This window comes from Nonomuraea sp. CA-143628, from assembly GCF_050942315.1.
In the GTDB taxonomy this organism is placed as follows: Bacteria; Actinomycetota; Actinomycetes; order Streptosporangiales; family Streptosporangiaceae; genus Nonomuraea.
The window spans coordinates 6,038,341-6,051,852 of record NZ_CP192072.1 but is presented as its reverse complement, the minus strand read 5'-3'; the positions used below and the strand labels follow the sequence as shown (position 1 = coordinate 6,051,852).

General features: G+C 70.6%; 10 protein-coding genes. 4 read left to right on the top strand and 6 right to left on the bottom strand.

Going from position 1 to position 13,512, the window contains the following annotated elements:
- Positions 1-90 precede the first annotated feature (90 nt).
- A complete protein-coding gene (locus ACQP2T_RS27560) occupies positions 91-1,410 on the bottom strand; it encodes a TetR family transcriptional regulator (protein WP_433518939.1) in 1,320 nt (439 codons plus the stop codon).
- A 251-nt stretch (positions 1,411-1,661) separates the two neighbouring features.
- Between ACQP2T_RS27560 and ACQP2T_RS27555 the strand changes: the two genes are divergently transcribed.
- The 4 genes from ACQP2T_RS27555 (at position 1,662) to ACQP2T_RS27540 (ending at position 6,259) form a co-directional block, all read left to right on the top strand.
- The gene (locus ACQP2T_RS27555) at positions 1,662-2,159 is read left to right on the top strand and encodes a GNAT family N-acetyltransferase (RefSeq protein ID WP_433518938.1); all 498 of its coding nucleotides are present in this window, start codon (positions 1,662-1,664) and stop codon (positions 2,157-2,159) included.
- 64 nt (positions 2,160-2,223) lie between these two features.
- Positions 2,224-2,958, top strand: a complete 735-nt coding sequence (locus tag ACQP2T_RS27550) for an ABC transporter ATP-binding protein (RefSeq protein WP_433518937.1) — start codon at positions 2,224-2,226, stop codon at positions 2,956-2,958.
- The gene (locus ACQP2T_RS27545; protein ID WP_433518936.1) at positions 2,958-5,504 is read left to right on the top strand and encodes an FtsX-like permease family protein; all 2,547 of its coding nucleotides are present in this window, start codon (positions 2,958-2,960) and stop codon (positions 5,502-5,504) included. Before ACQP2T_RS27550 ends, ACQP2T_RS27545 begins: the two co-directional genes overlap by 1 nt.
- Positions 5,505-5,725: 221 nt before the next feature.
- On the top strand, positions 5,726-6,259 hold the full coding sequence (locus tag ACQP2T_RS27540) for a hypothetical protein (protein WP_433518935.1): 534 nt from the start codon (positions 5,726-5,728) through the stop codon (positions 6,257-6,259).
- A 159-nt stretch (positions 6,260-6,418) separates the two neighbouring features.
- Here the strand turns inward: ACQP2T_RS27540 and ACQP2T_RS27535 are convergent, their stop codons facing one another.
- The 5 genes from ACQP2T_RS27535 to ACQP2T_RS27515 form a co-directional block, all read right to left on the bottom strand.
- Positions 6,419-6,808 carry a peptidase inhibitor family I36 protein gene (locus ACQP2T_RS27535; RefSeq protein ID WP_433518934.1) on the bottom strand — a complete coding sequence of 130 codons (390 nt, stop codon included), beginning with the start codon at positions 6,806-6,808 and terminating at the stop codon, positions 6,419-6,421.
- Positions 6,809-6,978: 170 nt separating this feature from the next.
- Positions 6,979-7,629: a response regulator gene (locus tag ACQP2T_RS27530; protein ID WP_433518933.1), complete on the bottom strand. Its 651-nt coding sequence runs from the start codon at positions 7,627-7,629 to the stop codon at positions 6,979-6,981.
- Positions 7,630-7,710: 81 nt separating this feature from the next.
- Entirely contained in the window at positions 7,711-8,883 is a 1,173-nt protein-coding gene (locus tag ACQP2T_RS27525) for a sensor histidine kinase (protein WP_433518932.1), read from the bottom strand.
- A gap of 154 nt (positions 8,884-9,037) precedes the next feature.
- On the bottom strand, positions 9,038-11,257 hold the full coding sequence (locus ACQP2T_RS27520; protein WP_433518931.1) for an NADP-dependent isocitrate dehydrogenase: 2,220 nt from the start codon (positions 11,255-11,257) through the stop codon (positions 9,038-9,040).
- 541 nt (positions 11,258-11,798) lie between these two features.
- The gene (locus ACQP2T_RS27515; RefSeq protein WP_433518930.1) at positions 11,799-13,430 is read right to left on the bottom strand and encodes a hypothetical protein; all 1,632 of its coding nucleotides are present in this window, start codon (positions 13,428-13,430) and stop codon (positions 11,799-11,801) included.
- Between the last annotated feature and the right edge of the window lie 82 nt (positions 13,431-13,512).

Sequence of the window (13,512 nt, the reverse complement as noted above, 5' to 3'; positions counted from 1 at the left end):
GCGGAGTCGATCGGACGGGGCGGCAGACACGTTCGCAGCGGCGGATGATCGCCCCGTCTGAGAGAAGCTAACCGAATGCGGAAAATTAAGTCAAACGACTGCTTTAATACTCGGGTGCGGGGCCAGGTACAGCCCCTCGATGGCATCGATCAGCTCGGCGGCCGTGGCCGACCATGCCGCCCTGGCCGCGTCCACGTCGGGCGGCAGCGTGCGCTCGCGATGGGCGCAGATGTGCACGAGCAGCGTGCGTGCCATGTCGTCACGTCGGCGGCGCAGCTCGGGGGAAAGCGCCGGAAGACAGCGGTGCAGGCCGCCGACGACCGTGTAGAAGTTGGGCGCGTCGTGCAGTCCCGCGGCCGCCAGCTCGCGTAGCTGCGGTTCTGTCATGATCTGAGCGGCGAGCCTGGCATACCAGGTCGGGGTTTCCAGGCTGCTCAGATGCTCGGTGAACGGCAGCACGACGCAGGCGACCCAGTCGCGCAGATCAGTGCTGTCACCCCTGGTCCGCAGCAATCGTTCGCGGATCCGCTCCATCAGCGTGGTGTGGTGCTCGACGATCGCGTGCAGCAGGTCGGCCTTGCTGCCGAAGTGGTAGCCGACCGCGGCGTTGTTGCTCTGACCCGCGGCCTCGCTGATCTGGCGGTTGGAGACCGCGAACACCCCGTGCTCGGCGAACAGGCGTTCGGCGGCCAGCAGGATCCGGCTCCGGGTCTGACCCGCCTTCGGCGTGGTTTTGCCGGTGGCGGTGTTCGTGGGTGTGGCTTTGTCGGCGGCGGTGTCCGTGGGTGTGGTTTTGTCGGCGGCGGTGTCCGTGCGCGCCGCGCAGATGGCCGCTGTACCCGCCGCGGCCAGCGCGAACATCTGGTCGAGGATCTCCAACAGCGGTGCCGGGCCGCCCTCGGAGTCCCATGCCATGACGCTTTCCCGGACGCAGGTGAGCGCCATGCTGCTCATCGTCTTGGCGCTCAGGCCGGTGATGCCGCGGCTGCCGAGCCAGTCGAGGATGGGCTGCTCGAGATGAGCGTCGGCCCCCAGGAGGAAGCGGTTCAGCTCGGGCCGGCCGGCCAGGATGCGCCGCCGCGCGGACACCGTTCGGAACTCCGCGGTCAGAAATGCCTTGAGAGCCCTGGTCAGGGCGACCCACGGGTCGGTGCCGACCTCCCGTACGAACAGATCCGCGACCTGGGCCGCTTCGCCGGGGGCCGGGTCGAACAGGGCGCCCGCCTTGGTGTCGAAGTGGTTGAAGAAGGTGCGCCGGGACACACCGGCGGCCGCCGCGATGTCGTCGATCGACACGGCGGCGAATCCGCGCTGCTCGAACAATGTCAGGGCGGCCTGACGCAGCCGTCGCCGGCGTTCGGCCTTGTCCGCGCCGCCTGTGGTCCGGGCGCCCGGGGACGTGGAGGTCACTCCACGACAGTAGGGCCTCGGCGCGTGCGAAGCATCTGCACTAAGTGCAAGCAACTCTCTAGAGTTTGGTCCGTTCTGTGGTCCGGCGCGCGCCGCGGTACATGAAGGCGTGCGGCGGAATTCCCGCCGAGGCCCCGGACGAGCCGGTCGGCCGCCAGGGCGGCGGCGGGCGGACGGCTCGCCCGTGCGCCACCCGGTCGTCGACGGGTGAAGATCGCCCGCTCCACGTCCACGCGGCTAGGCTCTGGCCGATGAACGAGGCACGCAGGGCGATAGCGGCGGACGCCGCGGAGCTGGTCCGCTTGCGCGGAGTGTTGATGACCCAGCTGGCTGGGCACCGGGCGGCCGACGGCAGCTGGAAGGAGACCGCGGAGGTGATGCTCCGCGAGCGGCTGGCCGAGCCGGAGCCCACGCTGGTCGCCTTCGTCGTGGACCGTCCGGACGGGGCGGGACTGCTGGCCGCGTGCGCGGTCGGCACCGTCGAGTACCGGCTCCCGGGGCCGGGCAACCCCAGCGGCGAGGTCGGATACGTCTTCAACGTCGTGACCGACCCGGCTCACCGGCGACGCGGCTACTCGCGCAGCTGCATGGCCGCGCTGCTCGACTGGTATCGCGACCGTGGCATCAGGACGATCGACCTGCGCGCCTCCTCCGAGGGGGAGCCGCTCTACCGGTCCCTGGGTTTCGCCCTTTCGCGCGACCCCGCCATGCGGCTCCGCCTGCGGCCGCCGGAGCAGTCCCCTTCTTGAGGAGGAGGCCGGAGGTCTCGATCGGCGGATGTGAGCGCGGTGTCGCCACCGTGACGATGCGGGCATGACTTTCGCCGTACATGCCAGAGGTCTGACCAAGACCTTCGGCTCAGATACCGTCCGCGTCGTCGCCCTCGACAACGTCGACGTGGAGTTCACCCGCGAACGGTTCACCGCGATCATGGGTCCGTCCGGCTCCGGCAAATCCACGCTCATGCACTGCGTCGCGGGACTCGACCAGCCGACGGAAGGCCAGGTCTGGGTCGGGGACACCGAGCTTTCCGTACTGTCCGACGACCGGCTGACTGACCTGCGCCGGGACCGGATCGGGTTCGTCTTCCAGGCGTTCAACCTGCTGCCCACCCTGACCGCACTGGAGAACATCCTCCTGCCCCTCGACCTCGCCGGGCGCCGGCCCGACCGAGCGGCGCTGGAGGCGATCATCGACGCGGTGGGCCTGCGCGACCGGCTGGGCCACCGGCCGAGTCAGCTGTCCGGCGGCCAGCAGCAGCGGGTCGCCTGCGCCCGCGCGCTCGTCACGAAGCCGGACGTCGTGTTCGCCGACGAACCCACCGGAGCGCTGGATTCCGCCGCGTCCGCCGAGCTGCTGTCGTTCCTGCGCCGCAGCGTGGACGAACTGGGCCAGACCGTCGTCATGGTGACCCACGATCCGGCGGCCGCCGCCTACGCGGACCGCGTCCTGTTCCTGGCCGACGGACGGATCGTGGGGGACATGGGCGATCCGACGGCCGAGGGCGTACTCGACCGGATGAAGTCGCTCGAGACGGCGGCCCGCTGATGCTGCGAGCGATGCTGCGCGACCTGCTCGCGCACAAGGCCCGGGTGGGCATGACGCTGGTCGCGGTCGCGCTGGGCGTCGCGGTGGTCGTCGCGAGTTTCGGCGTGGCGGAGATGGTGACGATCGCGCTGGCGGGCGATGGCGCGACGCGTACGGACGTGGGCGTCTCCGTGGAAGCCCCCATCGGGCCTCCCGTCTCAGCGGAGGGCCCTGTCGGGCCTCCCGTCTCAGTGGAGGGCCCCGTCGCGCCCGGGGACCGCGACCGGCTCGCGCCCGGGGACCGGAACGGGCTCACGCTCAGAGACCGGGATCGGCTCGCGGCGCTGCCCGGCGTCACCGGCGCGATCGGCGTGCTGCGCGGGCGCGCCGGGCTGGTGGGCGACGGCGGCAAGGTCGTCCCCGGCGACCTTGCCACGGCGGGCACCGGCTGGGACGCGAGCGGACGGTTCAAGCTGCTCGCCGGGCGGCCCCCCGCTCGGGCGGGCGAGGTCGCGCTCGCGGAGGCGACCGGCCGCCCGGTCGGCGGGCAGGCACGCGTCCTGCTCGCCGACGGCCGGATCGACACTTCCGTGGTCGTCGGCGTGTTCGCCTACCGGCCGCTCGGCGGCGAGGACTCGGCGCCGAGCGTGGCCTATGACCCGGTGACCGCGGCCAAGGCGCTCGGGGACCGTTTCGCCCGGATAGAGCTGGCAACCCACTCCCCCGGCACGGTCAAACGGCTCGCCGCGTCGTCCGGCTACCGCGCCTCGACCGGCGCGGAGCTGGCCGTGCGGGCCAGGCGCGCGGCTGAGGACGACGCCCGGGACCTGCGCGAGACCCTGCTGCCCTTCGGCGCGGTGGCCCTGCTGGTCGGTACGTTCGTCATCGCCAACACCTTCACGATGCTCGTCACGCAGCGGACCCGCCAACTCGCGCTGCTGCGCGCCGTGGGCGCCCGCCGCCGCCAGGTCCGCTGGACCGTCCTGGCCGAGGCCACCGTGCTCGGGCTGGTGGGCGGGACGCTCGGCGTGCTGCTCGGCCTGGGGCTGGCGCCGCTGCTGATCTCCGTCCTGCGCCCGGGGGACGAGATCGCCTTCGCCGTCTCCGCTACCGGAGTTGTGTCCGGGTACGCCGTCGCCGTGCTGGTCACGGTCCTGGCGGCGTACGGCTCGGCGCGCCGGGCGGCGGCCGTCTCGCCGATGGCGGCCCTGCGGACGGACGCGGCGGCACCCGAGGCGGCGCGTCGCACGCGCTCCCTGCTCGGCCTGGCCGCCCTGGTCACGGGCGCGGCCGGGGTCGCCGCCACCGCCGATCCCGACGGCGGCACCCTCTCACGGGTCGTCGCCCTGACGTCGGCGGCCACCGGCGCCGTCGGCGTGGTGCTCCTCGCCCCGGTCATCGTCGGCGTGCTGCTGCGTCCGCTGGACCGGCTCGCCGCCCGTCACGGCGGTCCCGCACTGCGGCTGGGCGTACGCAACGCGGCCCGCGATCCACGCCGTACGGCCGCGACGGCCAGCGCGCTGATGATCGGGCTCGCGCTCGTCTGCGCCTTCGCCACGGTCAGCGAGTCGTTCGCCGGGCTGATCGGCTCGACGATCCGGATGACCGTCCCGACCACGACGACGGTCCTGCGACCGGCCGCCGGAGGCGAGGCGCGGCTGGCACCGGCCGACCTGGACAAGGTAAGGGCGGTGCCCGGCGTGACCACGGCCGCCGCGAGCCGCGACCTGCTCGCGGAGCTCCGCTACGCGGGCGGCACCGCCGAGCGGATCGTCTCGGCGGTCGAACCCGCGGCCATGGGCACCGTACTGCGTCCCAAGGTGGTCGCGGGCTCGGCCGACCTGCGCCGTGGCGTACTCGTCGCGCGCAATCAGGCCGCCATGCTCGGACTGGGCCTCGGGGACCGGGTCACGCTGGTGATCGACGCGACGGCGTCCGTGGACGTCGTGGTGGGCGGGCTGTACGAGGCGAGCGAGTTCTCGGCCAGCGTCTACTTCGACGCCGCGCTGGCCCCCGCGCGGATGGACGGCGAGATCACCACGATCTACGCGACCGGCCCCGACCCCGGCGGTGTGCGGCGCGCGCTGGACGCCGCCTTCCGCGCCCGTCCCGACGTCGCCCTGACCGACCGCGACGGGCTCGTGGCCGACGCCGTCCGCGTGCAGGAGCTGGGCTTTCTGGTGATGTACGCCATGTTCGGCATCGCGGTCATCGTGGCGCTGTTCGGCGTCGTCAACACGTTGGCGCTGTCGGTCATGGAACGTACGCGGGAGATCGGCGTGGTCCGTGCGATCGGCGCGAGCCGTGGCCTGATCAGGCGGTCCATCCAGCTGGAGAGCCTGGCCATCGCTCTTTGCGGGGCGCTGCTCGGCATCGTGGTCGGGGTGGCGGCCGGGGCGGTGATGCAGCACGCCATGCTCGGTCAGGAGCTTCTCGGCTTCGCGTTGCCGTACGGGGTCGTCGGGCAGGCGTTCGCGGGCATGATCGTCATCGGTGCGCTGGCCGCCGCCTGGCCGGCCCGTCGCGCCGCCCGTACCGACCCATTGACGGCCATCGCGGCCGGCTGATCAACCGATATCAGCAAGCGGCCTGAAAAATACAGGTGGTGTTGACGACATGCGCAATGCCAACCCAGAACGTCCGGTAAGTGTCCGGTCCGCGCCCTGGCCCGATGGACTGTAGCGATGAAAAGGTAAAGAACATCCCGGCGATCATGGCAAGAATTGCGAGCACTTCGGCGCCTCTCGAAAAATCAGCAACGACCGAAAATCGCGAAACTGGAGCACCCATGAATTTCTCGGCACACCAGTCCACCCGCGGGCTCAGCCTGGCCGCGCTCGCCTTACTGGTGACCTGCGGCGCCACAGCCGCGCCGGCGTCGGCATCCGCTGCCAAGCCGGCCCCAACGCGCTACTGCTCTGTTCTGCTGGACCCGATCAAGCCGGGTGAGAAGTTCTCCCGGGTGGTCCGCGAGGCCTGCGCGGACACCGAGGAGGCGGCGGCCAAGTCCGCGGGCACCACCGCCAGCACGTTGCTCCTGCAACTGGCCACCGACATCAACATGGGAGGCACCGTGAAGAACTGGAACGGAACGGCCGGCCCCTGCGACACCGCGGGTTACGGCATCCGCAATCTCGGTGATTTCAACGACACGATGTCCTCGTGGCGACAGGGCCATTCCCGCTGTAACTACGTCAACGTGTGGACCGACGAGGCGTATCAGGGCAAGCACACTTACTGGCACAACTGGACCCAGGTGAACTACGTCGGCGCCGACTTCAACGACCAGATCACCTCGATCCACGTCCACTACGAGCCGTAACCGCCCCCGGGTGGGCGGTGGCTCCCCTGGAAAGGAGCGGTACGAAAGGAGCACTGGCCTGCCGGAAGATGCAGGCCGGTGGGCCCGCGACCGGCCGGCCCGGCGTGATCAGCGCACCCCCACGGCGACAACTGTGACGAACAGGCCCAAGGGCCGCTGTCAGTTCGCGCTGGGGGACAAAGCCCTTACCGGGAACGGCGTGATGGGTTGCCCGCTTTGCGGATCGACGAATGCATTGCGGCCGGTGCAATTGGGAAGCTCCCAGACGCGAATAATGGAAGAAGTCGCGTTCCACACCGAGTAAAAGGCCTGACTCACGCCCCCGGTCCCCCAGCAGTATCCCGATGTAGGCGGATACCAGGAAACTCTGCTGCCCGCGTAGTTCTGCTCTGTCCATGCGCACACCAATCCTTGGGCACACGGAGGAGCGACAAGGGAAGTGGCCGCGGACGATGTTGATTGCGAGGCGGCGGCGGCGCTGGGTGAGGCGGCTCCGAGGAGGGCGGCAAATGCCGCGATTGCGATTGCGGTGCGTCGTGAGTTCTGCATAACTGTAGATTTTCAGTCCGCCGGAGAGCTCTTTCCAGGGCACTGCGAGGGCGTTTGCCGGACATTAATCTTCGGCTGGGCGTTCGCCCGGCGGAACCCGGCGGCAACGGCATCTCCACGCCGCTCAGCGACAGGAAGAAATCATCTTCCGGCGCAACCGAGGTGCGCGCTCAGGCGTCCAGGCCGGCTTCGTGGACGAGGATGGCGGCCTGGACCCGGTTGGCCAGGTCGAGCTTGCCGAGTGCCCGGCTGACGTGGGCCTTCACGGTCGCCTCGCTCATCGACAGCTCTCCGGCGATCTCGACGTTGGACAGCCCACGGGCCACCGCACGCAGCACCAGGGTCTCGCGCGGGGTGAGCGCCGCCAGCCGCTCCCGGGCCACATCGCCTCGGGAGCTCTTCCTCTCGGCGAACATGCTGATCAGCCGCCGGGTGACGGTGGGCGCGAGCATCGCGCTACCGGATGCCACGGTACGGATGGCGTCGGCGAGGTCGTCCGGCTCGGAGTCCTTCAGCAGAAAGCCCACCGCCCCGGCGCGCAGGGCGTTATGAACGTATTCGTCCAGATCGAACGTCGTCAGCATGATGATCTTCGGGGCGTCGGCGAGGCGGCCGATCTCCTCGGCGGCCGCGATGCCATCCATTCCGGGCATGCGTACGTCCATGAGCACGACGTGCGGCCGGTAGCGGACCACCGCGTTGACGGCGTCGCGACCGTCACGGGCTTCGGCGACGACCGCGATGCCTTCGGCCGGTCGCAGGATCAGGGTGAGGCTCGTCCGTACGAGCGCCTCGTCGTCGACGATCAGGACCCGGATCACGCGACGCCTCCTTCGAGAGCGGGGATGCGCGTACCCAGGACCCGGATCACGCGACGTCCCCATCGTGGGCGGGAATGCGGATCACGTCGTGTCCCCATCGTGGGCGGGGATGCGCGCGCTCAAGGTGAACCCGCCGTCGGGCGCCCTGCTCGCGCTCAGCTCACCCCCGAGGAGCTCGACCCGTTCGCGCAGACCCACCAGCCCGAGACCGCTGCCGGGTGACGGCGCGACGGGGCGGGCCGGTGGCGCGTTGGTCACGGTCACGAGGAGTTCGGCAGGCGTGTAGCCCAGCCGCACCTCCGCCGAGGCCCGGTCCGTGTGCTTGTGGATGTTGGTCAGTGCTTCCTGTACGACCCGGTAGGCGGCACGTTCCACCACCGCCGGAAGCGGGCGCCGCTCCCCTTCGTCGCGCCGTACGATCGGCAGGCCCGCGATTCGCGACTGGTCGAGCAGCCCGTCGAGGTCCCGCAGCACCGGCTGGGGAGCCAGCCCCGCGCTGTCGGGGGAACGCAACACGCCGAGCACCCCTCTGAGCTGCGACAAAGCCTCCCTGCCCGTCGCCCGGATCTGGGCGGCACTCGTCGCGACGCCCTCGTCAGGGGCGTTCACCTGGAGCGCTCCGGCCTGCAGCACGATGAGCGAGACCTGGTGGGCGACCACGTCGTGCATCTCACGGGCGATCCTGGCCCGTTCCTGCGCGCGGGCCCGCTCGGCGCGGGCGGTCTGCTCGCGTTCGAGAAGCTCCGCCCTTTCGCGCAGCATCTCACGGCGCGCGTTGACCCACAGCCCGGCGACGACCGGCAGGGCCACGAACAGCGCGAACGCGCCGATGGAAGGCCAGAACTCGGACGGCCCGAAGGCGTGCAGCGGAATGCCCACCGCGGCCACAGCGAGCAGATAGGCCGCCAGATGAGCGCGCCGCCGGAACGTGGTGGCCGCCACGTAGGAGGCGGCGCAGAGCGCGTACCATGCCCCGAACGCGATCAGGACCGCGAAGGCGACGGCGAACAGCGGCCACCGCCGCCTCGGAACCATCCAGACCGCACCCGCCGACACCAGCGCGACGACCAGAACCAGCGCGAACTCCGGCGCCGAGCCGAGCGTGAGCGGCCGCCCGACGACGAGCGCGGCCGGGCGACCCACGGCCGAGAGAAACGTCGCCAGGAACACGACCACGCCCAGGGTGCTGGGCATGGCGCGATCGGCGAAGCGCCAGAGGGACGGCCCGATGACCAGGGGTTTACGTTCGGTCACGTATCCGATCGTATGGCGAGGTCAGCGGGAGTCCCTTCTCCTTTCGTCTACCCCGGGACCCACCTTGAGGATGATCCCTGGCCTACCGGGTTCTCCCGGGCAGCAGCGCCGCCCAGATCCCCGGGCTTCGGCCAGAGACCATCTGGACGGTGGGTCAGGCGAGGGTCGAGAGCGCCTTGTTGAAGGTCACCGACGGGCGCATGACCGCGGCGGCCTTCTCCGGATCGGGCTGGTAGTAGCCGCCGATGTCGGCCGGCTTGCCCTGGACGGAGATCAGCTCGTCGGCGATCTTCTGCTCGTTGGCGGCGAGCGTCTCGGCGAGCGGGGCGAACGCCTTGGCGAGGTCGGCGTCGGCGGTCTGGCCGGCCAGCTCCTGTGCCCAGTACAGGGACAGGTAGAAGTGGCTGCCACGGTTGTCGGTGCCGCCGACGCGACGGGTCGGGGACTTGTCCTCGTTGAGGAAGGTCGCCGTGGCGCGGTCGAGGGCGTCGGCGAGGACCTGGGCACGCTGGTTACCGGTCGTCTTCGCGTACTGCTCGAAGGCCGGCACCAGCGCGAAGAACTCACCGAGCGAGTCCCAGCGCAGGTAGTTCTCCTTGACCAGCTGCTGGACGTGCTTCGGGGCCGAGCCCCCGGCGCCCGTCTCGAACAGGCCGCCGCCCGCCATCAGCGGGACGCTCGACAGCATCTTGGCGCTGGTGCCCAGCTCCAGAATCGGGAACAGGTCCGTCAGGTAGTCGCGCAGGACGTTGCCGGTGACGGAGATGGTGTTCTCGCCGCGGCGGATGCGCTCCACGGACAGCTTGGTCGCCTCGACCGGGGACAGGATGCGGATGTCCAGGCCTTCGGTGTCGTGCTCCGTCAGATACCGCTTGACCTTCTCGATGAGCACGGCGTCGTGGGCGCGGTCCTCGTCCAGCCAGAACACGGCCGGGTCGCCGGTGGCGCGGGCGCGAGTGACGGCGAGCTGCACCCAGTCCTTGATCGGGGCGTCCTTGGTCTGGCAGGCGCGGAAGACGTCCCCGGCGGAGACCGTCTGCTCGATCACGACGTTGCCGGCCTGGTCGACAAGGCGGACCGTACCCGTGGTGGGGATCTCGAAGGTCTTGTCGTGGCTGCCGTACTCCTCGGCCTTCTGTGCCATCAGGCCGACATTCGGGACAGAGCCCATCGTGGACGGGTCATAGGCGCCGTTGGCGCGGCAGTCGTCGATCACGGCCTGGTAGACGCCGGAGTAGCTGGAGTCGGGGAGGACCGCGAGCGTGTCGTGCTCCTGGCCGTCCGGGCCCCACATGTGGCCGGAGGTGCGGATCATGGCCGGCATGGAGGCGTCGACGATGACATCGGACGGCACGTGCAGGTTGGTGATGCCCTTGTCGGAGTCGACCATGGCCAGTGCCGGGCCCTGGGCGAGCTCGGCGGCGAAGGATGCCTTGATCTCGGCGCCCTGGGGCAGATTCTCCAGGCCCTTGTAGATGCCGCCCAGACCGTCGTTCGGGGTCAGACCGGCCGCGGCGAAGGTCTCACCGTACTTCGCGAACGTCTCCGGGAAGAAGGCGCGCACCACGTGACCGAAGATGATCGGGTCGGAGACCTTCATCATCGTGGTCTTCAGGTGCACGGAGAACAGGACGCCCTCCGCCTTGGCACGGGCGACCTGCGCGGTAAGGAACTCGCGCAGGGCGGCGACGCGCATCACCGAGGCGTCGACCACCTCGCCCTCGAGGACCGGCACGGACTCGCGCAGCACGACGGTGGAGCCGTCGTCCCCCTTCAGCTCGATGCGCAGCGAACCGGCCTCGGAGATCACGACGGACTTCTCGGTGGAGCGGAAGTCGTCCACGCCCATGGTCGCCACGTTGGTCTTGGACTCGGCGGTCCAGGCGCCCATCCGGTGGGGGTGGGTCTTGGCGTAGTTCTTGACGGAGGCGAGAGCGCGGCGGTCGGAGTTGCCCTCGCGCAGCACGGGGTTCACAGCGGAGCCCTTGACCTTGTCGTAACGGGCGCGGATCTCCCGCTCCTCGTCGGTCTTCGGCTCGTCCGGGTAGTCCGGCAGCGCGTAGCCCTTGGCCTGCAGCTCGGCGACGGCCGCCTTCAGCTGCGGGACGGAGGCCGAGATGTTGGGCAGCTTGACGATGTTGGCCAAGGGGGTCTTGGCCAGCTCGCCCAGCTCCGCGAGGTCGTCGTTGATCCGCTGGTCTTCGTTGAGGTATTCGGGGAAGACCGCGAGGATGCGCCCGGCCAGCGAGATGTCACGAGACTCCACAGCGACACCCGCCTGCGAGGCGTACGCCCGGACCACTGGCAGGAAGGAATACGTCGCCAGGGCCGGGGCCTCGTCAGTGTGCGTGTAAATGATGGTCGGATCAGTCACCGGATTGCTCTACTCCCACATTTGCGAACATTTCATCAACTACATATCTATCGGGCGTAGGCAGGAGGCTGATCACTGCCTACAAGCACAGGCCGCAGCCGCAGCTCAGCGCCTGGTGGGTCCTTCCAGCGCGGATTTGGTTGCTCCGTATGTCGACATTCCTGACCATGGCGAGCTTGGCGGCAAGCGAGCTGATGATGCTGCTTTTACCCTCGGCGAGCATGGTGGGGGCCCGAGCCGCCGCGGGGGAAGTACGGCGCACGCATGTCGACGGCGAACGCCTCTTCGTAGGAGGACCGGTTTCCGGTCCCCCTCGAGCCCATGGTCAGGGCGGCGGCGTTGCCCTCAGCGATGCCTGCTGCCCCTACCCTAGCGTCCTGGCCTGGTGCTGCTGGCCGGGGGCCCGCCCGCAACCGGACATGACCCCCACCCTGCGCTGAGACGCCGCCGCCGCGCAAGAGCCGACCAGACCGACGAACCAGAGATTGTGTTCCACACCTCGGCTCGGCGTAGCAGATCGGCGGCTCATGACCGAACCCGATCACATGGGATGATCCGTCTGCCAGGAGGCCTGGATCATGGCCCGTTCCGTGGCGACCAGGTGGGTGGCCGCGGCCAGCCACGCCCACGCGTACCGGTCGGGGCCGGAGTCCGCCAACCGGCCGAACACGTCGCGTGACCTGCGGTCGGCCTCTGCGGTGAGCTTGGTCGCCAGGTCGGCGGCCGAACGGAACCCGGCCCGGTGCAGCGGGGCGTGGGAGTCACCGTTGCGCGCCGATTCGGCCACCGCGCGTCGCCCGCCGGAGACGCCCAGCTCGACCAGCCGTCGAACCCGCCAGAGCGGTGCGCTCGCCACCGGGTCCGCCCCTGTCCCGGCGCCCGGCCGCCCCGGCAGGCACGCGTCCTGCGGTGGGAGATGGGAGCCCTGCAGACGGTCGTACCCGAGGTCGGCCCGGTCGTGCCATTCGACCGGGAGGCGGAGGGTCGCCTCGGCGCCCGGCACCGGGCCCACCGCGAGCGGGCGCAGGGTGGCCGCCCGGTCGGGATCCACCCTGCCCACCACCCGCACCAGCAGACCGGGGCGGGACGCGAGCCGCTGGAGGTTGGCGACATGGGCCAGGTCGGGGTGGCTGGTGGCCGGGACGAGCCGGATCAGCGGGCCGTGCGCACGTAACGGGTTCCGGGGATCGGGTGATGGCACGCCGTCGGGTCCCACTCCGGGGGCGCCCAGGTGGCCGCTTTCGGGTCTCACTCCGGGAGCGTCCACGTGGCCGCTTTCGGGTGGTGGGGCGTCCGCGTGCTCGCTTTCGGGTAGCGATTCGCGGGAGCCCAGATGGTCACTCGCTGGTAGTAGTTCGCGGGCGAGTACGTGGTCGCCCGCCGCACCCACGATCACCAGGTCGCATCCAACTGGTTCGCGTGCCTTGTCCTCCGTGTCCGACTCGCTCCAGGCGTGCCCGGATAGCCGGGGGCCGACCGCCTCCGCCAGCGGGCGGGCGAACAGGGCCGCCATCGGCCCCTCCGTCCACGGCATCCCCTTCACCGGGGTAGCCCGTACGCCACCGCCCGCCCCCAGACGCCCGTCCGGCGAGATCGTGGCTCCGGTGATCAGCAGTCCCGCCCGTACCAACTGGGCATGGTTCAGCATGGCGGGGCCGATCGAGACGGGCGCGGTGGCGGCCCCACGGGCGCGGGCCGGACCGCCCGGTTTGACGTCTGCCACCGAGAACCATCGGCCATCCTCCGTGACGAGGTGGGTGACCACCCCGCCATAGCCGGTGGCACTGATCACCGGCTCCCGGAAGACGCCGTACACCCGCAGGCTCCCGCCCGGCTGATAGCTCCGGCGCACGCTGCCGACCAGCGCGGGGTCGGGGTCGGCCCCCGCCAGCCGACCCGCGATGAGCAGGAGCTCGCGCAGCGCGGACACCAGGTCGGCGAGGCGGTGGCCCTCGTGTCGAGCTCGGGCCGCCCGCAGCCCGCGTACGACCCGCAGAGCGGCGGCCTCGGCCTTGGGCAACCCGGCCAGCCTGGCCGAGTGCGCGGCCCTGAGAAGCTCGGCCTGCGGCACCGCACCGGCCGCAGGCACTCCGGCCGACAGGATGGCCGCGGCGGCGGCCCACAGACTTGACGCGGCCGCCACCTGTGCGGAACCCGGCGCGGTAACCGGCACGTGCGCGGCGCCTTGCCCCGCTGCCCCTTGAGCGACACCTGATCCCGCAGCCCCCTGAGAGACACCTGATCCCGCAGCCCCC

What these genes read in the sequence shown, in the direction of transcription:
- ACQP2T_RS27555 (WP_433518938.1), top strand. Translation starts at nt 1,662, where the DNA reads ATGAACGAGGCACGCAGGGCGATAGCGGCGGACGCCGCGGAGCTGGTC.
- ACQP2T_RS27550 (WP_433518937.1), top strand. Translation starts at nt 2,224, where the DNA reads ATGACTTTCGCCGTACATGCCAGAGGTCTGACCAAGACCTTCGGCTCA.
- ACQP2T_RS27545 (WP_433518936.1), top strand. Translation starts at nt 2,958, where the DNA reads ATGCTGCGAGCGATGCTGCGCGACCTGCTCGCGCACAAGGCCCGGGTG.
- ACQP2T_RS27540 (WP_433518935.1), top strand. Translation starts at nt 5,726, where the DNA reads ATGAATTTCTCGGCACACCAGTCCACCCGCGGGCTCAGCCTGGCCGCG.
- ACQP2T_RS27535 (WP_433518934.1), bottom strand. Translation starts at nt 6,808, where the DNA reads ATGCAGAACTCACGACGCACCGCAATCGCAATCGCGGCATTTGCCGCC.